The organism is Planktothrix sp. PLAVEN19ND (assembly GCF_057220675.1).
In genome coordinates, this window is sequence record NZ_CM170132.1 from 5027367 (window position 1) to 5053368 (window position 26002).

The following is a 26002-nucleotide window of genomic DNA, read 5'->3' on the forward strand; positions in this document are numbered from 1 at the left end:
TTATGGCAGATCAATCAATAATCAGAACCGTTAAAAATCCCAAACTAACGCTAATGGCTTTTCAACTTAGAAATAATTTAGCGTTAGGGGATGAACCTATAGAAACAGCAAATCACCTTTGGGAAAAATGCCAAGAATTAGGAGAAACATTAAATTCTCCCCATTTAAAAACATTAATTAATCGACTTGAGCAAGATCAAGGAAAAATTGGTTTTCCCCCAGGAGAAGATGATATCTCAAATGACTATGTAGAACTTTTATCAGAGCAGTTTTTACATTTTTATGCTATTCCCGAACTGAATAAACCCCAACTCAAAGGCGGAGTTTATCCCCTACAAATACATGATACCTACGCCATTGATATTACCTTTCATCGTCCTGAAGCTGTTGTTAATCTGTCTGAATTTAACTATTTCTTAAACCCTAATTATTGTTTATTACCTAAGAATATTAAATCAGATTTAGGACAAACCTTAATATTATTTGCGGAACCTTTACTATCAGAATCAGATCACTATCAAGATTTTGCCAATGCTTGTATTAAGGAGTTATTTCCGAGTTCAGACGCAGAACGTTTGTTAAAAAATACTCCCTCACAAGGTGAGTTTTTTGGAAGTCCTATTTTTGAATATGATACGGGAGAATATAACCCCTCGCGCTCGATTAATTTGTTAATTTGGTTTAATTGTTCTCCGCGAACCCAAATGTTAGAAGCACAGGGAAAATATTATGAATTGTTAATTAATTTGTTGTGTTGTCGCCATAAAATTCTGTATAGCTATACTCAAGCTCGTTGGTGTTATCAACAAGCGAAGGATTTATATAAACAGTTATTACCCAAAGTAGATAATCTCAAGAAATTACCCCAAAATCAAACAGAAAAACTAGCAAATTTAAAACAGGAGTTAATTGAAATTCCTCAATCTTCCTTTGAATATGGCGAATATATTCAACAGATGAAACTTCAGTTAAATACAATAGAAACGAATCTTAAAAATTATCAACATTATCTAAATAAACTGAATAATATTCTGATACCAGAGGATAATTTACCCTTTTTCAATGAATTTGAAACCCGCACAAAAAACAAGTTTATAGAACAAATTAACGTTGATTTAGGTTATTTAATACCGGGTCAAAATTTGTTTTCAGAATTAATTAATACTATTCGCGGATTAGTTGAAATTGAACAGGCGGAAATTGATCGCTCCTTAGAAAAAACAATTGCAATCTTAGGAATCAGTTTAGGTGTGGGAGGAATAGCAGCATCAACATTTTCTGGTTATGTTGAAAGACCTTTGATTAATTCTAATCAATCCCCATTAACAATATTCACTCATCCGGGGATATTTGCCTTTTTATTAAGTGTAACTATCACTTTAGTTATGGGATTATCAACTGCGAAATATTTACGCTGTAGAGACAGCAAATCATCTAAAAATTGATCTATCTAACGGGCAAATTGTTGGGCTTCAGCACTCCTTGAAGAAGGGCTAAAGCCCAACAACGGCGTAATTTAAACAGAAACGGCTTCGGGTTGATACGGAATTGATTGCTTAAGAAAAAACCGGAACCTTTTCAACTATGATGTTATTAAATTCCAAGGATAAATTATCTCCTTGGCGATGGGCTTCCCAAGTTCCCGAGGACAACCGACTAATTTGCCATTGTCCCTGAATATAATTTTCATCTTCGGAGACCGTCCCCGTGTAACTAACCGTATCGGGAGAAGTCGTTAGATATTGTTTGGTAAAACTCACCCCTCGACCCAGCACAGCCCCGCTAATTTGAGCTTCTCCCAAATAACCCTCATCTAAAATATTCCCAGCTAAGGAATTACCGCTCTGAATAAATGTTACTTCAAAACGAGTAGGAACTCCCTGTTGCCAATAGGTTCCTAACCAAGTTCCACTAATATCAGTCATACTTTATATTAAATATAAGTTTAAGGGGAAACTGATTAATTTGAACACGTTTCTCCTATAGATAAATTAACAAAATTCGAGACTTGACAGGAAGTTGACAGATGGGCAATTAAGGTTTTTGTCCAAGGAGATAACAAATTATTCCCAGGAATATTCAAAAATTGTACACGCAAACTCGGTATAACTAAACTAGCAGGTTGATCAAATTGTATACTAGAACCCGTTTGGCTGGTGCGATAAACCCAACGCTGGTTTTCGTGACCGACAATCACCCGCCAACCCGCCACCAGACTTTGGGTACAAAACATCCCCGGTTGCACTAACCCCAAACAACCATCGGGCCAGATTTGTTCTTCCACCGCCTCCAGAGTCAGTTGAGACGGAGATAAACCTGACCGTTGCAGAATATCCTTAAACACCGACTCTAAGACCGAGGATGGAAGATTTAACGAATGACCTTGGGATTCTAAACGGATGATTCTTCCCTGAGCATCCGTGCGATAGACCCAGGTTTGGCGACCATCGGAGACTACTACCCGCCACCCTGAAACTAACATTTGGCCACAGATTTCATCGGTTTTAGCTAGTCCTAAGCAGGTATCTGGCCAAGTTTGTTGACGCGCTTCTACAATTTTAAGATCTTGGACAATAACTCCCGATTCCTGGGCGATAGTTTCCCGAATTTTTTTGTCCACGGTCGGGGGTAAAACCTTAGCCCGATCCCCGACATTAACTGCCCATTCAGGATTTAAAGGGGTTTTTGCATAGATAACCGGAATGGTTTTGGGTAAATGTCCCTGATGTTTAAATAAAGGATTCGGCAAAACCCGATAGGTCGGGGTGATGGGAGAAATAGCAATAGGATTTTCAGGAATTTCCCATAACCGTTGTGTTTCTGTCGGTCTGGGAGAAACAGGCTTTTGGGTAATGGTAAGGGAATCAGAGATGACTGCTCGACTGTGAACTAAGGCAGATTTTAATAAATTTGAGTCAGCTTTTAAAGCTAAAACCCCAGTCAACATCAACGCCAATATAAATGGGCGGGGCTGCTTCTTGTTCACAGGGGGGATCGCTTGGGGGCGACGGTTGGGGTGACTGGATTTCATTGGGAAGCATCCACAAATACAGAATAATTGATGGCAAAGATGACCCAGATTGCTGAAAATTAGTTTCGGGAAACAACCGCTCAACACAGCCCTAACCGAAACTAATTGATCCCAATCTGACTAAAACAATGCCAAGAGACCTTCAACGCCTTGAGTTTATTTTCCGGTGTGATCATCTAACTTGGCAAATTGAGTTCAATTCGTATGCGGTGGTTCAAATAGCCTCCACTCCGTGAACACAATAGCAGGCGCGTCCCTGCTGTTTCGCTTGATACAAGGCTTGATCCGCAGCCCCAATTAACACAGAGGGGGAGATGTCATCAGAAGGGATGGTACAAGCTATTCCCAAACTCAAAGTCAGCCATTGACTGACCCGGGAATCGGCATGGGGTAATTGCAGTTGTAGAATCATATTTTGGATATGTTGTGCCTGCTGAATCGCCTCACTCCAAGAAGTATTCGGCAAAATAATTGCAAATTCTTCACCCCCATATCGAGCGACTAAATCCACAGGATCTCGTAGAATATTCTCCAGGGCTTGAGCGACTTTTTTCAAACAGCTATCTCCGGCAAGATGTCCATAGTAATCATTATATTGTTTAAAGTAGTCAATATCACATAAAATCAAAGCTAAAGAACTTTTGTCCGCTTGTAAATCTTGCCATTGTTGTTCCAAATATTGATCAAAACGGCGACGATTGGCGACTTGAGTTAAACCGTCAATGGTGGCGAGGCGCAGTAATTGTTGGTTAGCAACTTGTAATTCTTGATAGAGTTCAGACTGTTGAATTGCGATCGCTAATTGATCTGCGATCGCACAGGTTAACTCAATTTCTGACTCTTTCCAGCCCTTCAGGTTTTGATGTTTAAGTAATCCCAAACAGCCCCAAATTTTAGAACCCACCCGCAAAGGAATCGGCAACCAACTTCCTGAAATTCCAGTTAAATATTGAATTTCTTCAGAAGTAAGAACATCAAAGGCATCACTGTCTAAACAATATGTTTGTTGCATCTGAGGAAAAACTGGAGGAATAATATAGTGATGCTCACTAAAGCAAGCCACCTCTTGCCATTGTTTTTGCTGGGGAAGATATTGCAAAATACAAGCCCTATCCAAACGTAATAAACTAACAATTTCAGTAATAGCCATTGAAAAAATTGTATCTAAGTCTAAAGATTGACGAATTACTTGAATCACCTGATTTAAAATTTGGGCGCGATGAGCTTGATCTTGAGTTTCTTGATAGAGGTGACTTTGTTGAATAGCAATTCCCACCTGTTCTGAGATTTGTCGCAATAAGTTGGCTTCCCATTTTAACCAATGGCGCAAACCCTGATTTTGATCAACAATTAAAAGTCCCCACAGTTGATTCATTTCCAATAAAGGAACTATAATTGCAGAATCAATTTCCCAATATTTTATCATCTTCAACATTTCTGAATCAGTCGGATCATGATTAATCTTATTCAGAACTCTAATTCGACCTTGATTAAATTTTTCATAGCAGTTTAAAGGAATTAAAGGAGTTTTCGAGGGTTGGGTTTTTAACAATTTATTTGGGTTGGTTTCCGCAATAACTTTTCCTTGACGATTAGGAAAAATTTGATAAATAAAAACCCGATCACATTCAAGTAACTGTTGAACTTCCGTAACTGTTGTATTGAGAATATCTTCTAAATTCAAAGACTGACGAATTTTATGGGTAATTTCCCAAATCAAATGTTCTTGAACAACCATTTGACATAATGCTTTTTCGGCTCGTTTAAGGGGAGTAATATTTTGAAAAGTCGATAAAAATAACGGATTCTCCTGATCTTCTATCATTACCGTAGATAAAAGCAAGGTTTTTAACTCTCCATTTTTGGTGGGAATTGTGGTTTCTGCATTAAAGACTGAACCCATTAAAGCTACATTGTTTAATCGGTTTTGAGCTTGGCTATAGGATGTGGAACTCGGATATAATAGGGCTAAAAAATCTGGATGAGATTGAGCATCTTCCAAAGAGTATCCAGTGATTTCCGTCATTTTAGAATTAAAAATATAAAAATTACCTTGTTTATCACTGAGGGTAATTCCACTACCAACGGTTTCAATCACTGTTTTTAAACGATTTTCTGCGGTTAATAGTTGCATTTCTGCTGCTTTGCGATCCGTAATATCAACGAAGTAACCAAGGATTTCGGAAATATTTCCTCCTTCATCTTTAATTAGGCGCATTTCCACTCGTAACCAGCAAAAATTCCCATTAGCGTGTAAGAATTGGGCTTCATGAATATAGTTCTCCTTGACTAATAATTGCACAAAAGCATTCTGCCATTGATCTTGGTCTGAAGGTGGAACATAGGTGTGCCAAATATCCTTTTCTCTTAACAATATAGCAGCATCATATCCCAATATAATTTTGACATTGTTACTGATAAATGTTATTTGATATTTAGGTTGAGGCTGACAACTAAAAATCACTACTTGGCTACTGTCAAGTAGTTGTCTAACCCTTTCTTGGGTTTGAAAAGAATGATTTAGGAGCTTATTATTGTTTGACTTTGATTCAATTAGGTCTGATGTTTCATTTTGAGAATCTGGATATTGCATAAAATTAATTTTACGGATAATCCACCCCACGCAGGTTTTGATCAAACTCAGACTTTTCTCAACTAATATTGATTGACCCAAAGTGATTACTTTCATTTAGATTTTAAAAATGTCAGTATTTTAGAGCGTGATCAATATTAGCTTTAATTTTCCTGGTTTTTCCTCTATCTAGGGCTAGGAAAATAGGCTTATTTTTTTGAAAAAATAAATTTTCAGATCAGGAATATGCCCCCGTGGTCAAACCAGGGGTAAAAATAGGTTGCTATACAAAAATAATAGATGTGGCAGGCAGTATATAAAACTTCAAGCTAGACTTGATTGGCCTCGATCTTAGCATATTAACGAGGACAATGGAGAATAGGGGATTCGAACCCCTGACCTCTGCGGTGCGATCGCAGCACTCTACCAACTGAGCTAATTCCCCGTGCGAGTCAAAGGATCAAAGTGTGAGGAATGATCCCCGACTCCGATTCACTATCCTAACACAACTAAACCTGAGATTGCAAAGGTTCCTATAAAAAAAATTTTTGCATCCGTTCAAGTTCCAGATCACCGAAGCGATCAACAGCCCAATTTGCCCAGCGTTGCAGCATATGTAGGGGATAGGTATGGGCGACACCGACGACTTGTATTCCGGCCCGCCTTGCCGCCATAATCCCCACATAGGTATCCTCTAAAGCCAGACACTCCGATGGCTGTAAATTTAGCTCAGGGTAAGCCTGATTTAATCGTTGCAGGCCTAATAAATAGCCTAGGGGTTCAGGTTTACTTAGGATAATCTCATCCCCAGCCACAATAATTGGAAAATACTCTTTCAGGCCACTGCGCGTTAACACCAGTTCCACTTCCGCCCGTAACGCCCCGGTGACAATTCCTAACTTCAGATCCGCTGCTTGCAACTGTTGGAGCAAATCCCGCAGACCTGGATAGAGGGGCAGTTGTTCTAATTGTTCTAAATAATTTCGATAGCTAATAGATTTCCGTTCAATTAACTGATCTAAATAAGCATTACTGACAACGCGACCCCGGTAGGTTAATAGGTCAGTTAAACAGGCGCGATCGCTCCGTCCTAAAGAAAATTTGCGAATTTCCTCGGGTTGAGAACGCAGGTTTTCAGTTAACAAAAGTTCGGCAATGAGTTGCTCATGGATGGACTCATCGTTAATAATAATTCCATTAAAATCAAATAGAACTGCCTTTAAACCCATGGTTTTCCACGACCCTTGATCTAACGTTCGGTGGCTAACCAAGCCCGCAGAATTTCTCCCACCGACCAGGCTTGGGCAATACAACCCCGGGGGTGCATCGGAGCGTTGCCATCAAAAATTTCGCTGATTGTTCCCAGTCCTCCCGTGGTCAGGTGGTTGATCATCGGTTCGAGGAAACTACGCGCTACATTGGGATTTTGAAACACCCGTAAATGGGCGATGACAAAGGGCCCCAACAGCCAAGCCCAAACCGTGCCTTGATGATAGGCACTATCTCGTTGTACTGGATTTCCCTCATAATATCCCCGATAGTGAAAATGATTCGGGGCCAGTGATCGCAATCCCGATGATGTTAACAAAAACCGTCCGCAGGTTTCAACAATGGCTTTTTGTTGTTCGTGGGATAGGGCACTATGGGGGAGGGAAACGGCAAAAATTTGATTGGGACGCAGGGAAGCATCATCGCCATAAATCCCGTCAATCACATCATAACAATAGCCCAGTTCAGGATTCCAGAATCGTTCAAACCGAGCTAAGGCGCGATCGGCTAGGGCATCATATTCTTGATAGGGTCTACCGATTTGACGGGCAAATTTCCCCATAATTCGCAGGGCGTTATACCAAAGGGCGTTAATTTCCACGGGTTTCCCGATGCGGGGGGTGATCACCCAGTCGCCGATTTTGGCATCCATCCAGGTTAACTGCGATCCCGGTTCTCCGGCGTATAGTAAACCATCGGCGGGATCAAGGTGGATATTGTAGCGAGTCCCGCGACAGTGATATTGGATAATATCGGCTAGAACGGGAAACAAATTTTCGACAATATCAATATCTTCGGTCAGGTCATAATATTGACGAATTGCCTCGAAATACCACAGGGTTGCATCAACGGTATTGTAGTCAGGGGTTTCTCCCTCGTCGGGGAAACGGTTGGGTAACATTCCTTCCTTGACATATTTGGAATAGGTATAGAGGATGGCACGGGTAATTTGCAGGCGTCCGGTGGTGATGGTAATACCGGGTAAACTAATCATGGTGTCCCGTCCCCAATCCCCAAACCAGGGATATCCAGCAATAATGGTTTTACCGATGGGATTTTCAGGAATACCCCGATTCACCACAAATTGATCGGCTGCAAATACCAACTGTTGTACCCATTCCGGCACTTCCCTAATATTGCTAGGACAGCTATCTTGCCAATACCCTAATAATTTGCGTTCGTAGCTGCGACGGACTTCTAGGGCGGCTTCTCCGTTTAAACTGGGGCGAGCTTCGGTACTCGCGACAAAACATAAGGATTCCCCGGGATGCAAGGTGGCGGTGAAGGTGGCAATATGGAGATGATCCTCATGATCCATCAGGCCACGCTCCCGTTCTCTAGCTAAATCAAAGTTATAACACCATTGATGGGTAGGTTGTACCGTCGCCCGATCCGTCAATAAATAGAAGGGAGTGGCTTGGCCAAAGGCGGTGACACAAACCCCATTTTCCACCGCTTCCACTTGCATTTTCCAATTCCCAGCATGGGTATCGCTATGATAATCTCGATGATTGACGAAGGCTTTGAGCTTCAGGATAATTGGCCCCGAGGCGCGAGTTAAGTTATAGCGAACATAAGTAATATTAGCCTCGGGCTGCATCCAAATCCGTTTTTCCAGGAGAGCATCGGCGCAGGCAAATTTCCAGGTCGGTACGGTACGGTCTAAGTGAAACTTTTCAATATGATGATGTCCGTAGCCATTAATTGCGCCACCACTCCAACGATTTGTATAAAGGGGATAAACTTGTTGGTGATATTCTACAATTTCGTCTATTTTGGGGACTAATAAGGTACGTCCTAAGGGGGGATTTAAAGCCGCTACTAATAAACCATGATAACGGCGCGTCAGCAAGCCTGCTATTGTTCCTGAAGCATAGCCACCGATGCCATTGGTTACTAACCATTCCCGTGTTTCTGCACTGGGTAAATCACCGCAGATTTCTCGTCCAAAATTGATACTCATATCACCTTCAACACTCAAAATTTTGCATCAACAATAAAATTAATATTTAGAGGTTTTTCACCGTCTCAATTCAACAATTAACCCCATCAAACAGATAAATGGTCATCGGTCAAATCTGGGGATAGAATATCGGTGATAATTGTCCATCAGTAAAAAGGTTGTCCTCGTTGGCGTAAGTAGTAGCGTCATTAACTATAACGTTTTATTGTCCAAATCAAAACCCCCAGTTTTGTGAAATTGAACACATATTAAACCCACTGCTCAATTCCGATGGAATCTTACCCTGGATTCAAAGTCTTTTTTGCTGAGTCTGGGTTTAAGAGTATAATCAGATTTGTATTTTTATTGCATTTTAATTGCTCAAAATTTAGTTGTATGACAAAATCTAGCCTTTTGGCTCCTTTACCTGTTTTAGAAGACTTGCGTTCTGGTCTTCCTAATTTTTGCGGCTGGGAAGCTGAAATTCAATCTCTGGTTAATCATAATTGTCCTATATTTTTACCTCAAACTAATTTAAAGTTAGATCAAATTAAAGCGGGTTTTGCCTGTGGGTTACATTTTCATCAACCGACTATTCCAGCTGGTGATAATGGGGAATTAATCAGCAATCTACAATATATGTTTGAACATCCCCAAGAGGGAGACAATCATAATGCGGAAGTTTTTGCCTGGTGTTATCGTCGGATGGGAGAGTTTATTCCTCAATTAATCTCCCAAGGTTGTAATCCTAGAATTATGTTGGATTATTCGGGGAATTTATTATGGGGATTACGCCAAATGGGGCGGGATGATATTCTCAATGATCTGAAAAAAATCACCTGTGATCCAAACTATCAACCCTATGTGGAATGGTTAGGAACAATGTGGAGTCATGGGGTAATTCCTTCGACTCCTATTCCTGATATTTTACTCCAAATTCAGGCTTGGCAACATCATTTTGCCTCTATTTTTGGAGAGGATGCGTTAAAGCGTGTTAAGGGTTTTTCGCCTCCAGAAATGCACTTACCTAATCATCCTGATACTTTGTATGAGTATATTAAAGCGTTGAAATCCTGCGGTTATCGTTGGTTATTAGTTCAGGAACATTCCGTTGAAACCTTAGAAGGTTTAGGATTACCCCACGACCAAAAATATATTCCAAATCGTTTAATTGCCCGCAATTCTAAAGGAGAAACCTTGAGTATAATTGCTTTAATTAAAACCCAGGGATCGGATACTAAATTAGTCGCCCAAATGCAGCCATATTTTGAAGCGAAAACTAAGGAAAAACAATCTATTTCTGGGGTTAATATTCCGCCTTTAGTCTCACAAATTGCTGATGGGGAAAATGGCGGGGTAATGATGAATGAATATCCCCGGGATTTCTTGCGGATTTTCTATGAATTGCGAGATCAAAATCATGGGGTTGTGGCAATGAATGGAACGGAATATTTAGAACTTTTAGAAGCAGCGGGGGTGAACCCAGAAGATTACCCCGCTTGTCAAGCGGTTCAGCAGCATAAAATTTGGCAAAAAGTTGATCCTAATCAAATGACACTGGAGACGGTAGAAGCGGCGATCGCAATTTTAAAACAAACCGATCATCAATTTCAAATGGAGGGGGCATCCTGGACGAATAATTTAAGTTGGGTTCAAGGGTATGAAAATGTTTTGGAACCGATGAATCAATTAAGCATTGCGTTTCACCAAAAGTATGATTCTCTAGTTAAAGAAAACCCAAATATTACTAAAGAATTTCACTATCAACAAGCATTATTGTACAATTTGTTATTACAAACCAGTTGTTTTCGCTATTGGGGACAGGGAACCTGGACAGATTATGCAAAAGAAATCTATCGTCGGGGGATCATCAGTAATCAGTGATCAGTAAACAGTTATCAGTTATCAGTGTAAGAGTGTTCCCCATTCCCTATTCCCCATTCCCCATTCCCCATTCCCTATTCCCCATTCCCTATTCCCCATTCCCTATTCCCCATTCCCCATTCCCTACTAATAACTGTTGACTGAAGATGGGTTTTTCCAATCATAATCATTAGGAAATTTAAAATTAATAAATGAAACGGAAATACTCATTTCTAAAGCTTTGACATAATGCCACCATCCCACCGGAAGAAAAATTACTTCCCCAGGGTGTAAGATCACATCAATAGAGCGAATATTGCGATATAATGGATAGCGATTATAGTCAGGATTTGCCGGATCAATCGGACTAAATACCCCAATATTATTATAAATAAATGGGGTCTGTTCCGGGGAAATCATTTTAATTAGTTTTCGTCCTGAAACTTGAGCTAAAAAGATATTAATGGTATCATGATGTAAAGGGGTAACAGTTCCGGCTGAACCAAACCAGAAAAACGTTTTCCCCACTTTCTGTGCTGGGTCTAAGTATTCGGGAAATACCTCCATATCCTGAAAAAGTCCCTGCATTTCTTCACGATTCAGGGTGTTATTGTTGGCAACCATATAGTAATCATTGGTTTCTCCCGCCCGCACTACCCAATCAATATAATCTGCAAATAACATCGTTTTTCGATGTTGTTCTAAATTAATTTCATAATTCGGGTCGGAGTTGCGATTTCCCTGGACTTGAATACTAACATTGCCATAGTTTTCTTTTAAATAGTCTGGTGTCCATAGTTCCATTGCTTCCCAATTTTTCATAATACCTGTCAAAATAACGGGTTTATTCTGGGAATAATATTGGTCTAAAAATTCATCTTTGGATAAAAATGGAATTCGAGGAATACTATGATAATTAGACCCTAAAGCTGCTAATTGATTTTTAATTTGTAGAATAGATTCTAATTTTTCTAGCTTTTGTAAAACCTCCTCGGCGGCTTGAAAATAGGGTTGGTTAGCGAGGTTTGTGACTTCCTCAATGGCTAACTTAACATCAATCCCATTTTTCACCATACATTCAATTAAGGCATCATCGGATTGATGCAGAAACTTATTAGCCGCAACCCATTTTTTCCAACCATCAGGAAGCGGAGGTTGGGGAGGTTCAGGATGTTGAGAAGACTCAGTTAAAGGGGATTGAGGAAGCCATTGCAAGCTGACTTGTTGCCCATCATTTAAGGTAATTTGTAAGGGGGGAAGGGTGATTTTTAAAGGTTGAATATCGGTCATATTAATAATCAGAGATTTTAACAAAAATTATACTCGTGAAAACCGGAAAGAAGAAGATATTCTAATTATATCCTACTTGTCCCCAGTTGTCTATAAAGATTAGTGATTATTTAAAAATTTAATCCATTTTCTAGTACCAAAATGTAGGCAAGATTGAGATGCAATTTGGGCGGAGTTAGCTAGGGCGGTGGGGAAGTTTTCAGATAGAATAAAATGGCAAAATGCTCCATGGAAAATATCTCCCGCGCCCAAAGTATCAACTGCTTGAATCCTGGGAATGGGGATACTACCGTTTCCTGCTTTAAGACTAATATATTGAATCGGTTTTTCTCCTTTAGTAATGGCAATGTTAGGAATATTCATCCCTTGAAGATAAGCAAAAACATCTTCAGAGGTTTGACAATAGGGCGGATAAAAATTATTGGAACAAATGGCATAGTGAATATCTGGTAAAAGGGTTTCTAAACCTGGTTTCCAACTTCCGCCATCTAAAATAACAGGAATTTGTTTGATTTTTGCTTGTTGAATTAAACTTTGGCTGACCGGAATTTGATGACCGTCAATTAAAATAATATCGATATTGTCTAAATATTGGAATAAATTTGAGGGGCTTGAAATTTGAGATTTTGTAGCATTAATTGAGATAACAGTGCGATCTCCGGTGACATTATTTACAATAATAGATGAAACAGGAGGAGCATCTAAACGATTAGGATCTAAGTCTATAATATTTACAGAATATTGTTGTAAATCTTTTCTAATCAGTTGAGTTAGGTCATGGGTTCCTAATCCACCTAATAGCATAGATTGGTTGCCTAAACTATTAAAAGTAACGGCAGCATTGGTCGCTGGCCCTCCGGCTGCAACGATATAATCAGAGGCGACAATTTTTTGATTTTCCTGGGGATATTGAGTAACAGAATAAATCAAATCGAGTGTAATTAGTCCAACAAATAAACCTTTGATCATGGGATTATTTAAACTAAATTAAGAAATCAAAGAAGATCAAAACTCTAGGAAATTAATTGATTTTTTTGTAATAACTGAGTTACAGCATCAACAGTAATCGGGGGTGAAAAATAATATCCTTGTCCATATTCACAACCTAAATCATTCAAAGTATTAATCTGTTTTTCAGTTTCTACACCCTCCGCAACCACATCTAAATTCAAACTATGGGCTAAAGTAATCAAGGTTTTAATAATATCTAAACTTTTGGGATTGCAATTAATATTCACAATAAATGAACGATCGATTTTCAAAGTATCTAAAGGTAAAGATTGTAAATAAGATAAACAAGAGTAACCCGTCCCAAAATCATCAATAGATAATTGGATATTGCGACTTTTAAATTGATTCATGTACTCAGTAACAGCTTCGGGGTTTTCCATTAAAATACTTTCAGTGATTTCTAGTTTTAAACTAAATCCTTCTAAAACTTTAGATTCAATAATATCATCAATTAAGCCACTGAAATCAGATTTTAAGATTTGCAACCCTGATAAATTAACGCTCAAACTTAAAGGAAATTGCTCAGGAAACTCTTTTTTCCAATAACTAAATTGACGACAGGATTCTCGGAGTACCCATTCTCCCAAAGGAATAATCAGTCCGGTTTCCTCTGTCAGAGGAATAAAATCAGAGGGTGGAATTAATCCTCGACTGGGATGTTGCCAACGAACTAAGGCTTCAAAACCGACTAAACTTTGATTTTTTAAATTGTAAATTGGTTGATAATAAACTTGAAATTCTTGATTTTCTAGTCCTAATTCTAAATCAGATTCTAACTGTAATCTATTCAAAACAGCAATTTGCATTTCTGGATTAAAAAATACCGTGCAATTTTTATTGCTCTGCATTCTAGCATAGTGCATAGCGGTATCTGCTGCTCTTAAAAAATCTTCCGCTTGTTCGTAGAATAAACTAGATAATGCAACACCAATATTAGTATTTCCCGAGGCGGTAATTCGACGTTCTGGTAGGAATAATTTAAAGGCTTGATGGAGTTTATTGGCTCTTTCTAAAGCAATATTTTCTGATTTTATATTGGGTAGAAATAGGACAAATTCATCCTTCCAGATTCTAGCTAAAATATCGCTGGGTTGCAAACAGCTTTTGATCCGTTCAACTTCTTGAATTAAAAACTTTTCAGCTAAGGTTTTTCCATAGCCATACCGAATTATTTTAAACCGATCTAATGCTAAATAAAATAGAGCAAAATCTAATTGATGATCAACCGCAGAGCGAATACATTCTAACACATGATTTTGATTTGGAAGTCCCGTTAATTTATCATAAAGAGCAAGATATTGCAAATTCTCAACAGCAGTTTTAAGTTGTTGTTTTTGCAGCCGACTATTAGTAACAATATCGATGGTTTTTCGGATGGTAACAATTAAATCTTGAAAATTAATCGGTTTAGTTAAAAAATCAAATGCCCCTCGGTTCATGGCGGTTCTAATATTTTGAATATCGCCATAGGCAGAAACAACAATAGCTTTCAGTAGCGGATCAATTTTAGGCATTTGTTCCAGCAATGCCCAGCCATCCATTCCGGGCATATTTAAGTCGGTTAAAATGACGGAAATATGAGGGTTTGAACGTAAAATATCTAAAGCATCTATACCATTAGTAGCAAATAAAAACTGAAATTCTCCCGCTTTAATCTGAGGTTTTAATCGTCTTTCGATTAATCGTTTTAACTCTGGTTCATCATCAATAACTAAAATAAAAGCAGGGGTTGAAGGCATAGTAACAGAATCTGAATAGAGTGTAATTTCTGCGAGGGAAGATAGAGATTTTGCGGAGGAATGTAACATAGGATTTTCGTTTGAATAATCGATTAAAACCATTTAAGAAAAAGGATATTAAGTGTGATATTTTGAGATCTTGATATTGAGTATAATTTAATTTTCTCCTATTTTTCAAGAACAAATATAATTTGATTAATTCCCTTTTTGGTTTTTAGGCAATTTTAGGATTAACTCCGTATATTGTTTCCATTGCGTGTCAAGTTGCAGGGTGCCTCCATGCTGTAAAACAATAATATCATGGGTTAAAGATAAGCCGAGTCCAATGCCTTGTCCTGGGGGTTTCGTGGTGAAAAATGGAGTAAAAATATTATCAATGAATTCGGGTTGAATTCCTATGCCATTATCATGAATTTTAATTTCAATTTCAGAATCTTGATTTTTTGTAATTAAGCACAAAGTAGGATCAAATTTTTCCTCTCGATTCATATTTTCTTGCATTTTCAAATAAAGGGCATAACAACTATTATCAATAATATTAATTAAAGCTCGATGTAAATCAGATATAATAACTTCTATGACCTCAAGATGGGGATCAAATTGCGTTTTAATGGTAATGACAAACTGTGGATGTTTGACTCGAAAACTATGATATGCTAGTTTAATCGCTTGATCTAAAATATCATTAAGATTAATACATTGATATTCCCCTGGTTCAGAACGAGCCAACTGCATCATACTTTCAATAATTCGACTAGCCCGCTGTCCATGCTCATCAATAGCCTCAGCATCGGTGATTATATCCTGCAATTGAGTTAGAATTTCCTGGGAATCTTCGGTAGGATTTTGCTGAATATTTGCTAACAATTGATTTAGGCTATCAAGGGAAGATTGGGCATAATTAATGACAAAATTTAAAGGATTTCTTAGTTCGTGAGCAACCCCGGCGGTAATGGTTCCTAATGAGGCTAATTTTTCCTGAGAAATAATTTGTTTTTGTGCCGCTCTTAAACGTAAATGTACCCGAACTCTGGCTAAAACATCCTGTTCATCAAAGGGTTTGGTAATATAATCAACTGCCCCCAAAGAAAGACCTTTAACTTTATCAATAGTTTCTGATAATGCCGTCATAAAAATAATCGGAATATCCTTGGTTTTAGGATTAGCTTTCAGACGAATACAAGTTTCAAATCCATCAATTTTAGGCATTTTAACATCTAGTAAAATCAGTTCGGGTAATTCTTCTAGGACTTGTTCTAGGGCTTCTTCTCCATTGGTGGCTACAGCTAATTGAAATCCGGCACTGGTTAGGGTTTGTGACAGGACTTTTAAATTAGTTCCATTATCATCAATAATTAAAATTAGTTGATTGTCCATTGATTGAGAAACTCCTTAATTTGTGTGATTTTAAAATCTTGAGTTAGATATTTAATTCTATCAGAAAACAAACTTAAATCAGGATTAATTTGTTTAAGTTTAATCACTTCTGCTTCCAGTTCTAAAACCCTTCCTCGTTTGGCTAATTTCATTAAACTTGATAAAATTTCAGAACTGGGAATAACTAAATCAGGACTATTTTCTGCCGGAGTCTGGGGCAAATTTTTTTCGGGATAATCATATTCCCATTCTAATTTTAACCAAGTCTTTAGTTTAATCAATAATTCCTCTACTTCCAAGGGTTTAGAAAGAAAATCATTACATCCAGCATTTTGGCTTTGTTCTCTATCCCATTGATAAACAGAAGCGGAAGTTGCAATCACAGGAATATCATGAAATTCCGGTAAAGAACGAATGTGTCTAGTCATTTCAAAACCATCCATAATTGGCATAACTAAATCTACAATTATTAAATCAAATTGACTTTTTTTCAGTTGATATAATCCTTCTTGACCATTACTGGCTTCTACAATTTCAAACCCCAAAGGTTGTAATAAATCCAACAATATCAGGCGATTTTCCTGTTTATCATCTACAACTAAAATCTTGTTTTTATCCCCTTTAAATCCCACAATTGAATATAAAGAATTAGCTTCAGAAATAGGTTGCACTTCTGTCGAAATTGGTAAATTCAATTCAAACCAAAAATGGCTCCCCTTTCCCCTGTTACTTTCTACATACAAATCTCCTCCTAGGTGTTTAATTAATCGTTGGGTAATTGCTAACCCTAACCCAGTTCCCTCTGAACGATAGGATATTTCTGCAACTTGTTCAAAAGGGAGAAAAATATTTTCTAATTGTTCGGGATTTATGCCAATTCCCGTATCTTCAATTTGAAACTGAATTGTTTGATAAAAACTGGAATTATCTGGGGGTTTTTCTATGACTTTAATTCTCAAAGTCACTGTGCCATAATCGGTAAATTTAATCGCATTTCCCAAGAGATTAATTAAAATTTGTCGTAAGCGTTTTTCATCTATTTCTACAGCTATCGGCAGTTGGGATAGGGGTTGATAAATAAAAGATAAACCTTTTTGTTTAGCTTTGATAGAACAGATTTCTACAACCTCCTTTAAAAACGTATCTAAATTAACAACTTTTGCAGAAATTTCTAATTTTCCAGCTTCGATTTTAGACAAATCTAAAAGATCATTAATTAAGGTGAGAAGATGGGTTCCACATTGATGAATAATTTGGATGCCCGCTTGATCTTTTTCCGATGGAGTTATCGAGCGTTTTAAAATTTGGGTATATCCTAAAATTCCATTTAAAGGAGTTCTTAATTCATGGCTCATATTTGCTAAAAATTCACTTTTAGCACGGTTAGCGGCTTCGGCATCTTCTTTCGCCTGTTTCAATACTTCTTCAACTTTTTTCCGTTCTAAAATCTCTTGTTGTAAGGCTTGAGTGCGTTCAGTAACTTTTTCTTCTAAGGTTTTATAAAGTAAAGCATTTTCAATAGAAATTGCTGCTTGAGAAGACAATAAATTTAAAACTTCTAACCGTTGAGATGTAAAAGCTCCAGCAATCAAATTATTTTCTAAATAAAGAATTCCAATCAGTTTTCCTTGATTCAAAAGGGGAACACATAAAATCGACTTAGGCTGATTAAAAATAATATAATCATCGCTAACAAATTTATTCTCTTTTGTCGCCTGATGAATAACTAAACTTTCTTGAGTATGAATTACATAATTAACAATGGAGTTGCAAACTTCTGGGGTATTAGTTTCGGAATTAATTTTTTCAATCGGAATTGCTTGTAAAACTTTAACTCCATCGTGAACCGTTGTAACGTCAGCCTGAATTAACCACTGTTTATCGGATTCTAAAATTAAATGTCCTCTTTCTGCTCCGGCATTTTCTACAACAATTTTCATGATCTTTGTGAGTAAATGCTCAATCGAAATTTCCCGGGAAAGGGCTTGAGAGGCTTTGAAAATGCTGGCAATGTCTAAGGAATTAGATGAATTAATCGGGTGAAATTCCGGGATAGAATCACTAAAATTTTCTCGATAATCTGTAATATTTTTAGCCTGAATTTGTTCAAAATCCCATATCCATTTGCCTTTATTGTGACCTTGTGTCCAGGATAATTGAGTCGGATATTCAAATTGTAATAGTCCTTCTGTATAAAGGGATTTCAAAAATTCTCGAGTAGAAAAAGGATTTCCTTGGGTTTTTAGATAGACTAAATGGGCTAAGGGTTGACTTACTTCCGTAGAACAGTTTAATCCTTCCGCGATTAAATCATTGATATCTGATAAACTTAAATTATCGAGACTAATTTCAACTCCCGGGTCTTGGGTAATTTTAATCGCTTCTAAGGTTGATTTTAAGGGGGGATTGAGATTTAATTCATGATGACGATAGGCTCCAATAATCATTAAATATTGAATACTTTCATCTTGACTTAAGGTTTTAATTAAGTTTAAGGAAGCCCAATCTGCCCATTGTAAATCGTCTAAAAAAATTACTAAGGGATGTTGGGGTTGAGTTAGGGCTTGGATAAGTTTTTGAAAAACCTTTAAAAAACAGTTAGGAGTTTGTTGTAAATCTAAGGATTCAGTTACAGAAAACTTACCAATAATTCGTTCTAAATCAGGAATAATATCAATTAATAATTGTCCTTTGTTTCCGACAAAAGCTAAAATTTTATGCTTCCATTGCTCTAATATTTCTTTCCTTTCTGTTAAAATTTGATGGCAAAATTCATTTAAGGCTTGAGCTATGGCAAAATAGGGAATATTCCGTTTATATTGATCAAATTTTCCCGAAATAAAAATTCCCCGTTTAGCCGTAATCGGTTTATAAATTTCCTGTACTAAGGAGGATTTTCCGACTCCAGAATAACCAGAAATCCAAATTAATTCTCGATCTCCTTGACTCACTCGTTCAAAAGCGGTTAATAGGGTTTCCAGGGGTTGTTCTCGACCATATAATTTTTCGGGGATGTGCAGTTTATCTGATAAATCTTGACTTCCGAGTTCAAAGGATTCAATATAACCTTGGGTTTTGATTTGTTCTAAACAACGTTCTAAATCACTTTTAATCCCATAGGCTGACTGATAACGATCTTCGGCATTTTTTGCCATTAATTTGAGAATAATTTGGCATAGGGTTTCCGGTAGACTAAAGTTAGTATAATGATCGGGATAAATAGGAGTTTTAGCAATATGACTATGGACTAATTCTAAAGGATCTTCACTGGTAAAGGGTAATCGACCCGTGATTAATTCATAAAAAGTTACCCCTAAAGAATAGAAATCACTTCGATAATCAATGGTTCGATTCATTCTTCCCGTCTGTTCTGGGGATAGATAGCCCAGGGTTCCTTCTAGGATATTAGCAGAAATAAAACTGAGATTTTCTTGGGATAAAATACTGGAAATTTCAAAGTCAATCAGTTTAATAACTTCCGTATTTGGATTCAAGACAATATTACTCGGATTAATGTTTTTATGAATAATATTAAATCCGTGGATTTGACCTAAAATTTTGGTAATGTCAATGGCTAATTCCAGAAATTCAATTAAGCTTAACTGACCCGCCAATTTTAACTGGCTCAGGGATGATCCCCCAAAGTCTTCTAAAATCATTATGGAGTGATCCTGATGGGACTCTAACCCATAAACCTTAACCACTCCGGGCAAATTTAAAGACTGAATCAGTTCATATTCTCGTTGAAACTGAGCCATCTGTTTAGGGCTGTACCCTTTTCCCCGCAGGACTTTCAGCACCACAGGCCGTTGATAGGGAATCCAATGGGCCCGATAGACTAAACTGGTGGGGCTACTATACAGTAAAGTAGTTGTGTCAAACCCTGATATGGTCAGCATTTTAGTTTAGTTCATGATGGGTGTGGGTTAGGATCAATCAATCTTGATCTCGTGGTCAACAATGAACTGGATATCCCATCCTACCCTCCAGGATATCTGATATTATCCTTGAGGGAGTGTGTTTTATGTCACATTTATATTTCCGTAGGGCCTTAAATTTAAGATGACCAATCAAGCTGGAAACCTTTATATTGTAGGAACTCCCATTGGGAACCTAGAAGACATTACGTTGCGGGCGATAAAAATTTTACAAACTGTTGATTGGATTGCGGCCGAAGATACCCGTCATACGGGCAAGCTATTACACCATTTTGACATTAAAACCCCCCAACTCAGTTACCATGAACATAATCAACAACGCCGGATTCCGAGTTTGGTGGAATCTCTGAGTCAGGGACATACAATTGCCTTGGTTACGGATGCGGGAATGCCAGGAATTTCTGACCCAGGATATGAACTAATTAAGGCTTGTATTGAAGCAAATATTGCTGTAATTCCGATTCCTGGAGTTAGTGCTAGTATAACAGCTTTAAGTGCGGCGGGACTCCCCACAGATCGATTTATTTTTGAAGGGTTTTTACCCACCAAAAATAAAGAACGCCAACAGCGTTTAAGCAGTTTACAAACGGAATCTCGCACCCTAATTTTATATGAAGCGCCCCATCGTCTGGTGGAAACATTGGAAGATTTAGCCCTAATTTTAGGAGCAAAACGGTCTATTGTAATTGCCCGGGAATTAACAAAACTCCATGAACAATTTTGGCGAGGAACCTTAGAAAATGCCGTACAATACTATCAAGATCATAACCCCAAAGGTGAGCTAACATTAGTCATTGCTGGTGTCACCGAAACCCCAACCGTGGTCACCGAAGATCAACTTAAAGCCGAACTCCAATGTCTACTCCAGCAAGGGATTACCCGTTCCCAAGCCAGTCGCCAACTTGCCGAAGCCACCTCCTTACCCCGTCGTCAAATCTATCAAATTGCTTTAACTTTACCCGATGGCACAGAATAAAATATTGAGGATAAATGGTATAAATGATTAGGTTGTTAATATAGCAATCCGTGTAGGGGTTGTAACATTTTATCGTAGGGGTTGGGTCTCCCAACCCAGGCGCAAAGAGGGTTGGGAGACCCAACCCCTACGGGTTTTTATCACAAATCCTACACGGATTGCTATAGTTGATACTTAACCTTTAATTAATATAATCAAGTATCCGCTCCCCCTACCTCCCCTGCTCCCCCTACCTCCCCCTGCCTCCCCTGCTCCCCCTACCTCCCCTGCTCCCCCTGCTCCCCCTGCCTCCCCTGCCTCCCCTGCTCCCCTTATATCTTTCTCCAATATGGCTTATATTACCCAACGTCGTCGCTCCGTTAGAAATTATTCTGTTCCTCATCGTTCTAACAGGCAATCTCCTGTTAGAGTAGGGACTAGAGTACCTCATAGATTAGCGAAATTAAAATACTCTCGAATTATATTTTTAATTGCCCTATTATTAACTGTTAATTGGACATTGGGAGCAGTGTTAAAACTATTATTTCCACCCGCAAAACCCCAACCCCAAACTCAGAATATTACCATTTCTGCCCCGGCGACCGAAACAGATAAAACCGTAGCTTATAACATCAAAACCCCTCCTAATTTAGTCCCCAGTCAAGACTTACAAACTATTATTGATGGTGCAGTTGATATTGCTAAAAACCAAGGATTACCCACCGAATCCCTATCCATTACATTAATTGATGTTAGTAAACCTGCTACCCATACCATCGCCGGATATAACAATACCAAACTCAGATTTCCCGCCAGTGTTGCCAAATTATTTTGGATGGTTCAATTTTTTGGCTATGCAGAAAAAGGATATATTCCCAAGGAATCGCCCTTTTATACCGACCTATCCCAGATGATGCGAATTTCCGATAATGATTCAGCCAGTCGGATTGTTGATGCGATTACCCAAACTGAATCAGGGGAAAACTTAGACAAATCCGAATTAGATAAATGGGTAGAAAAACGCAGTCAAGTTAATAAATTCTTTGAGAAATCCGGTTATACTGGAATTAATTTAACCACTAAAAATTATCCAATTACCGGGGTAGGAGAAGAACCTACGGGTAGAGATGTACAACTGCGAGAAATTCCTTCCTATTCCCAAGGAAATCGCGTCACCACTGACCAAACAGCCCGATTAATGTATGAAATCTACACAAAACAAGCCATTTCTCCCTTAGCGAGTACAAAAATGGCTTATTTATTAACCCGAGATTTGAACCCCAAAGCCTGGAAAAATATTGATTCCAACTCGGTTAAAGGATTTTTAGGAGAATCCTTACCCCCCGATATTTACTATGCTTCTAAAGTCGGTTATACCAGTCGTTCTCGTCAAGAAGTCGCCTTTGTTAGAACCTTAAACGATAAAGCCATTTATATTTTAGCCGTCTTTGGAGATGATCCCGCCTATGCAAAAAATGAACAGGTTTTCCCTGACATTTCTCGTTATATTTTTAATCGTTTAAATCAAACCCCCTTAAAAGCCACTTCCGAAAAAATAACTCAATTCAATCAATTATCCTTTCCCATGGTAGGAATGAATAATTAAACCGTAGTAAGCCCTTCAGGGCTTAATCACAATCATTGTAGTAAGCCCTTCAGGGCTTAATCTTATGAAAAAAAACAGAATCATTGATCAAATCTGTCCCCATTGTCAGGGAAAAGGCTATACAGAAATTCGAGATTGTTCCGGGGAAATTCAACGGGAAGAAACCTGTGTTTTTTGTATAGGAACAGGGAACAGAGAACAGGGAACAGACAATAAATTGATAACCGATAACTGATAACTGATAACTGTTAACTGATTAAGTGGTGTATTCAGCGTTAATTTTTACATAGTCATAACTTAAATCGCATCCCCAGGCTTTGCCCACACCGGAGCCATTGCCGATTTTAACTGAAATTAATACCGTATCTTCCTTGAGATATTCTCCTGTTTTGGCTTGTTTTAAATACTCATTAGCTGCATTCCGATCAAAAGCTAGGGGTTGACCCTGCTGCATTAAGACAAAATCCCCTAATTTGATTTCCAAATCATTTTGGTCAAAATGGACTCCCGCCCGGCCCGCCGCCGCCGCAATTCTTCCCCAGTTAGGATCATGACCAAAAATGGCGGACTTCACCAAAGATGAACCTACAATGGTTTTAGCAACTTTATTCGCAGATGCTTCATCCTGGGCACCGGAAACTTGAACTTCAATTAAACAGGTGGCTCCTTCCCCATCCCGGGCGATCGCTTTGGCCAAATATTCACAGACGGCTGTTAACATCCCTTCTAATTTTTCCGCTTCTGGCCCCATACCCGTAATCGCTGGAGTCCGAGACGCCCCATTAGCCAAGGCGATTAAACAATCGTTGGTACTCGTATCGCCATCAACGGTAACTTGATTAAAACTCCGGTTGGCTGCACGGCTTAACATTTCTTGCCACAGGGGAGGAGAAACCACCGCATCGCAGGTGACAAAAGCCAACATCGTCGCCATATTGGGGTGAATCATCCCAGACCCTTTACAAATTCCCCCCACTCTCACGGGACGGTCGCCAAACATCGTTTCTAAGGCAATGGTTTTCGGGACTAAATCTGTGGTCATGATCGCCTTAGCTACGGCCGCGTTACCATTCTCTGACAATTCCTCGACTAACTTGGGAATCCCGGCTTTGAGGATATCCATTTTAATCCGTTGACCGATGACTCCGGTAGAAGCCAGTAAAATCGATTCTGGTGCAATATTTAAGACTTGGGCCAAAGTTTGGGCGGAGTCTACCGCATCTGTCCAACCTGCTGCCCCCGTGGCGGCATTAGCCTGTCCCGAATTACATAAAACCGCTCTGGCGCTGGGTTTGGCTTGGAGTTGTTGACGACAATAATCAACACAGGCGGCTCTAACTTGGCTGGTAGTAAATACCCCGGCTGCGATCGCATCTACATCAGAGACAATTAAAGCCAAATCCGGTAATCCCGATGCTTTCAGTCCGGCCGTAATTCCCGATGCCCGATACCCTCTAGGGGCAGTCACCCCACCCTCAATCACTGTCCAATCCGACATGATTTCCCCTTTCGTTTCCAATATTACCGAGAACGGATTATATCAAGAACCAGGGTGATAAAACTTAAATTGATTATCCTCAACTATTTGGGGGAAAATGCTGCATAATCTTCTCAAATCTTTACCCCCATTCGGTCTCAAACCTCTGAAGCCGAACCCGCATTCTATCAACCCCTTTTAAAAAATATGGGAGCCCTTCAGGACTTACTACGTTTTACCAAATTAAGGTTAAGTCTAATATAAATCCGGGGAGAATATTTTCCCCTGATAATGTTGTAGGGTTTTCCTGAATTTCTACTTCTTGATCTGGGCGATAAATTTCAACTCGTTTATTTTTCGGATCAATTAACCAGCCTAATTTTGCCCCATTTTCCTGATACTCTCCCATTTTATTTTGTAAGGGTTTTAACGTATCACTTGCTGACCGTAATTCTATCACAAAATCAGGACATAAAGGCACAAATTTTTCCCGTTGTTTGGGGGTTAAAGTATCCCAGCGATCGCGCTTAACCCAAGACGCATCAGGAGAACGATCCGCACCATTGGGAAGTTTAAATCCGGTCGAAGAATCAAAAGCTTCACCGAGATTGGTTTTACTACTCCAAATTTCGAGTTGAGCCGCTATTTTAATACTGCGTCTCCCTGTATTTCCTCCCGTTGGTGGCATAATCATTAAAACTCCTGATGCAGTCCGTTCAAATTTTAAATCTCGATTTTTTTGACATAACTCAAAAAACTGCTCATCCGTTAAATTAATCGTTAATTGCAGAGGAGTCGATAAATTAATTGTGGCAAATTCCATCACTTTTCCTCCAGGGGAATTGACTGATTAATTAAGTGATTTTGTCGGTTAAAATTATTAGAAACCCGGTTTCTATAGGGGATTATTAACGGAGTAGTTTGCTTATTTACAGGGAATATTGGCTTATTATATCATTGAGCGATCGCCATACTTAACTAATTTTCACCTCAACCGTCAACCATAAAAATATCCCCACTTGCTTAGGCAAAGCGGGGGCATTGATTGATTCATGGTGAATTTACAGTTATCTCAGTAACAACTCAATTAACTCATGGACGAGCCACTGCGGTCATAGCTGCTCGCGCTGTCAGTGGGTTTGCCTTGAATCGTTGTCCGATAATCTCCTGGCTCAATGCCGACTTCATCCGCGACTCGGTTTAGTAAGGATTGTTGACGGTTTTTAATTACTTGATGATGACGCATCATCAAAGCCCGAGCTTGATTTTGAGTATCCATAATTTGTTCCTCCTGTGTTTAAAATTGAATGTTTTTTTGAGTTTAATATTATATTCAACTCAGCTAAATCATCCCGTTGCCACGGTCATAGTTACTCACAGAATTGGCACTGGGTTTGCCTTGAATGGTTGAGACATCGCCGGGTTCTGTACCGACTTCATCGGAAACCCGATTTAACATCGATTGTTGACGGTTTTTAATCACTTGGTGATGACGCATCATTAAAGCCCGAGCTTGATTTTGAGTATTCATAATTTGTTTCTCCTGTGTTTTAAATTGAATGGTTTTTTGTTAAAGTTTTCTTAACAAAAATATTAAGAAAGATTACAATTATTAATCTTTCTAGCTCATTGTGGCATTGCTGCGACCGTAGCTGCTGGCAGAATGGGCGCTGGGTTTGCCCTGAATCGTGGTTGGATCACCGGGTTCTGCACCAACTTGATCGGAAACCCGGTTGAGTAAGGACTGTTGACGATTTTTGATGGTGTGGTGATGACGCATCATTAAAGCGCGAGCTTGTTCTTGAGTACCCATGAGCTTGTTCTCCTGAATGAATAGCCTAAAAAATAAAAGGCTGTTTTGGTCTTCAATTTCTAATATACCAGAACATTCTGTAGTCTACATTACAAAATGCCCTGATTTAACAAATCTTT

20 protein-coding genes and 1 tRNA gene are annotated in these 26002 nt (G+C 38.7%); 5 read left to right on the forward strand and 16 right to left on the reverse strand.

Features of this window, described 5'->3' with window-relative positions; genetic code table 11:
* Positions 1-53: 53 nt before the first annotated feature.
* Positions 54-1445, forward strand: a complete 1392-nt coding sequence (locus tag AC2D3N_RS21610) for a hypothetical protein (protein WP_484692106.1) — start codon at positions 54-56, stop codon at positions 1443-1445.
* A gap of 111 nt (positions 1446-1556) precedes the next feature.
* On the opposite strand, the gene AC2D3N_RS21615 is transcribed toward AC2D3N_RS21610, so the two are convergent.
* The 6 genes from AC2D3N_RS21615 to AC2D3N_RS21640 all read right to left on the reverse strand — a co-directional run bounded on the left by AC2D3N_RS21615 (position 1557) and on the right by AC2D3N_RS21640 (position 8835).
* Positions 1557-1925, reverse strand: a complete 369-nt coding sequence (locus AC2D3N_RS21615; protein ID WP_484692107.1) for a hypothetical protein — start codon at positions 1923-1925, stop codon at positions 1557-1559.
* Between the two features lie 35 nt (positions 1926-1960).
* A complete protein-coding gene (locus AC2D3N_RS21620) occupies positions 1961-3031 on the reverse strand; it encodes a hypothetical protein (protein ID WP_484692108.1) in 1071 nt (356 codons plus the stop codon).
* 214 nt (positions 3032-3245) lie between these two features.
* Positions 3246-5720 carry a sensor domain-containing diguanylate cyclase gene (locus AC2D3N_RS21625; RefSeq protein WP_484692109.1) on the reverse strand — a complete coding sequence of 825 codons (2475 nt, stop codon included), beginning with the start codon at positions 5718-5720 and terminating at the stop codon, positions 3246-3248.
* A gap of 255 nt (positions 5721-5975) precedes the next feature.
* A tRNA-Ala gene (locus AC2D3N_RS21630) sits at positions 5976-6048 on the reverse strand.
* Positions 6049-6136: 88 nt separating this feature from the next.
* Positions 6137-6832, reverse strand: a complete 696-nt coding sequence (locus AC2D3N_RS21635; RefSeq protein WP_079678154.1) for an HAD family hydrolase — start codon at positions 6830-6832, stop codon at positions 6137-6139.
* Positions 6833-6852: 20 nt separating this feature from the next.
* Positions 6853-8835 carry an amylo-alpha-1,6-glucosidase gene (locus tag AC2D3N_RS21640; RefSeq protein WP_079678153.1) on the reverse strand — a complete coding sequence of 661 codons (1983 nt, stop codon included), beginning with the start codon at positions 8833-8835 and terminating at the stop codon, positions 6853-6855.
* A gap of 375 nt (positions 8836-9210) precedes the next feature.
* Here AC2D3N_RS21640 and AC2D3N_RS21645 point away from each other — a divergent pair, with 375 nt between their 5' ends.
* Complete coding sequence (locus AC2D3N_RS21645; RefSeq protein WP_484692110.1) at positions 9211-10698, forward strand: glycosyl hydrolase family 57; 1488 nt, start codon at positions 9211-9213, stop codon at positions 10696-10698.
* A gap of 126 nt (positions 10699-10824) precedes the next feature.
* On the opposite strand, the gene AC2D3N_RS21650 is transcribed toward AC2D3N_RS21645, so the two are convergent.
* The 5 genes from AC2D3N_RS21650 to AC2D3N_RS21670 form a co-directional block, all read right to left on the reverse strand.
* Complete coding sequence (locus AC2D3N_RS21650; RefSeq protein ID WP_339394354.1) at positions 10825-11991, reverse strand: cupin-like domain-containing protein; 1167 nt, start codon at positions 11989-11991, stop codon at positions 10825-10827.
* A 75-nt stretch (positions 11992-12066) separates the two neighbouring features.
* Positions 12067-12936 carry a sugar kinase gene (locus tag AC2D3N_RS21655; RefSeq protein WP_200816728.1) on the reverse strand — a complete coding sequence of 290 codons (870 nt, stop codon included), beginning with the start codon at positions 12934-12936 and terminating at the stop codon, positions 12067-12069.
* Between the two features lie 44 nt (positions 12937-12980).
* On the reverse strand, positions 12981-14786 hold the full coding sequence (locus tag AC2D3N_RS21660) for a putative bifunctional diguanylate cyclase/phosphodiesterase (RefSeq protein WP_484692111.1): 1806 nt from the start codon (positions 14784-14786) through the stop codon (positions 12981-12983).
* Between the two features lie 126 nt (positions 14787-14912).
* Positions 14913-16094 carry a hybrid sensor histidine kinase/response regulator gene (locus AC2D3N_RS21665; RefSeq protein WP_079678150.1) on the reverse strand — a complete coding sequence of 394 codons (1182 nt, stop codon included), beginning with the start codon at positions 16092-16094 and terminating at the stop codon, positions 14913-14915.
* On the reverse strand, positions 16079-19993 hold the full coding sequence (locus tag AC2D3N_RS21670; protein ID WP_484692112.1) for an AAA family ATPase: 3915 nt from the start codon (positions 19991-19993) through the stop codon (positions 16079-16081). Before AC2D3N_RS21670 ends, AC2D3N_RS21665 begins: the two co-directional genes overlap by 16 nt.
* 163 nt (positions 19994-20156) lie before the next feature.
* Between AC2D3N_RS21670 and rsmI the strand changes: the two genes are divergently transcribed.
* The 3 genes from rsmI (at position 20157) to AC2D3N_RS21685 (ending at position 22828) form a co-directional block, all read left to right on the forward strand.
* Positions 20157-21008 (forward strand): 16S rRNA (cytidine(1402)-2'-O)-methyltransferase, encoded by an 852-nt coding sequence (rsmI, locus tag AC2D3N_RS21675; protein ID WP_484692113.1) that lies wholly within the window; start codon positions 20157-20159, stop codon positions 21006-21008.
* Between the two features lie 328 nt (positions 21009-21336).
* Complete coding sequence (locus AC2D3N_RS21680; protein ID WP_484692114.1) at positions 21337-22593, forward strand: serine hydrolase; 1257 nt, start codon at positions 21337-21339, stop codon at positions 22591-22593.
* A 64-nt stretch (positions 22594-22657) separates the two neighbouring features.
* On the forward strand, positions 22658-22828 hold the full coding sequence (locus AC2D3N_RS21685; protein WP_484692115.1) for a hypothetical protein: 171 nt from the start codon (positions 22658-22660) through the stop codon (positions 22826-22828).
* Between the two features lie 21 nt (positions 22829-22849).
* Here AC2D3N_RS21685 and argJ read toward each other — a convergent pair whose 3' ends face one another.
* The 5 genes from argJ to gifA (AC2D3N_RS21710) form a co-directional block, all read right to left on the reverse strand.
* On the reverse strand, positions 22850-24091 hold the full coding sequence (gene argJ / locus AC2D3N_RS21690; RefSeq protein ID WP_079678145.1) for a bifunctional ornithine acetyltransferase/N-acetylglutamate synthase: 1242 nt from the start codon (positions 24089-24091) through the stop codon (positions 22850-22852).
* Between the two features lie 214 nt (positions 24092-24305).
* A complete protein-coding gene (locus tag AC2D3N_RS21695; protein WP_484692116.1) occupies positions 24306-24893 on the reverse strand; it encodes a Uma2 family endonuclease in 588 nt (195 codons plus the stop codon).
* Positions 24894-25157: 264 nt separating this feature from the next.
* Positions 25158-25349: a glutamine synthetase inactivation factor IF7A gene (gifA, locus tag AC2D3N_RS21700; RefSeq protein ID WP_079678143.1), complete on the reverse strand. Its 192-nt coding sequence runs from the start codon at positions 25347-25349 to the stop codon at positions 25158-25160.
* Positions 25350-25412: 63 nt separating this feature from the next.
* The gene (gifA, locus tag AC2D3N_RS21705) at positions 25413-25601 is read right to left on the reverse strand and encodes a glutamine synthetase inactivation factor IF7A (RefSeq protein WP_079678142.1); all 189 of its coding nucleotides are present in this window, start codon (positions 25599-25601) and stop codon (positions 25413-25415) included.
* Between the two features lie 90 nt (positions 25602-25691).
* Entirely contained in the window at positions 25692-25883 is a 192-nt protein-coding gene (gene gifA, locus AC2D3N_RS21710) for a glutamine synthetase inactivation factor IF7A (protein ID WP_079678141.1), read from the reverse strand.
* Positions 25884-26002 lie beyond the last annotated feature (119 nt).

Coding starts and splice junctions, on each gene's coding strand:
- AC2D3N_RS21655 (WP_200816728.1), bottom strand. CDS start 12,936: ATGATCAAAGGTTTATTTGTTGGACTAATTACACTCGATTTGATTTAT.
- AC2D3N_RS21635 (WP_079678154.1), bottom strand. CDS start 6,832: ATGGGTTTAAAGGCAGTTCTATTTGATTTTAATGGAATTATTATTAAC.
- gifA (WP_079678141.1), bottom strand. CDS start 25,883: ATGGGTACTCAAGAACAAGCTCGCGCTTTAATGATGCGTCATCACCAC.
- AC2D3N_RS21680 (WP_484692114.1), top strand. CDS start 21,337: ATGGCTTATATTACCCAACGTCGTCGCTCCGTTAGAAATTATTCTGTT.
- gifA (WP_079678143.1), bottom strand. CDS start 25,349: ATGGATACTCAAAATCAAGCTCGGGCTTTGATGATGCGTCATCATCAA.
- AC2D3N_RS21695 (WP_484692116.1), bottom strand. CDS start 24,893: ATGGAATTTGCCACAATTAATTTATCGACTCCTCTGCAATTAACGATT.
- AC2D3N_RS21670 (WP_484692112.1), bottom strand. CDS start 19,993: ATGCTGACCATATCAGGGTTTGACACAACTACTTTACTGTATAGTAGC.
- AC2D3N_RS21640 (WP_079678153.1), bottom strand. CDS start 8,835: ATGAGTATCAATTTTGGACGAGAAATCTGCGGTGATTTACCCAGTGCA.
- AC2D3N_RS21685 (WP_484692115.1), top strand. CDS start 22,658: ATGAAAAAAAACAGAATCATTGATCAAATCTGTCCCCATTGTCAGGGA.
- AC2D3N_RS21645 (WP_484692110.1), top strand. CDS start 9,211: ATGACAAAATCTAGCCTTTTGGCTCCTTTACCTGTTTTAGAAGACTTG.
- AC2D3N_RS21620 (WP_484692108.1), bottom strand. CDS start 3,031: ATGAAATCCAGTCACCCCAACCGTCGCCCCCAAGCGATCCCCCCTGTG.
- AC2D3N_RS21615 (WP_484692107.1), bottom strand. CDS start 1,925: ATGACTGATATTAGTGGAACTTGGTTAGGAACCTATTGGCAACAGGGA.
- AC2D3N_RS21625 (WP_484692109.1), bottom strand. CDS start 5,720: ATGAAAGTAATCACTTTGGGTCAATCAATATTAGTTGAGAAAAGTCTG.
- rsmI (WP_484692113.1), top strand. CDS start 20,157: ATGACCAATCAAGCTGGAAACCTTTATATTGTAGGAACTCCCATTGGG.
- AC2D3N_RS21610 (WP_484692106.1), top strand. CDS start 54: ATGGCTTTTCAACTTAGAAATAATTTAGCGTTAGGGGATGAACCTATA.
- argJ (WP_079678145.1), bottom strand. CDS start 24,091: ATGTCGGATTGGACAGTGATTGAGGGTGGGGTGACTGCCCCTAGAGGG.
- gifA (WP_079678142.1), bottom strand. CDS start 25,601: ATGAATACTCAAAATCAAGCTCGGGCTTTAATGATGCGTCATCACCAA.
- AC2D3N_RS21665 (WP_079678150.1), bottom strand. CDS start 16,094: ATGGACAATCAACTAATTTTAATTATTGATGATAATGGAACTAATTTA.
- AC2D3N_RS21660 (WP_484692111.1), bottom strand. CDS start 14,786: ATGTTACATTCCTCCGCAAAATCTCTATCTTCCCTCGCAGAAATTACA.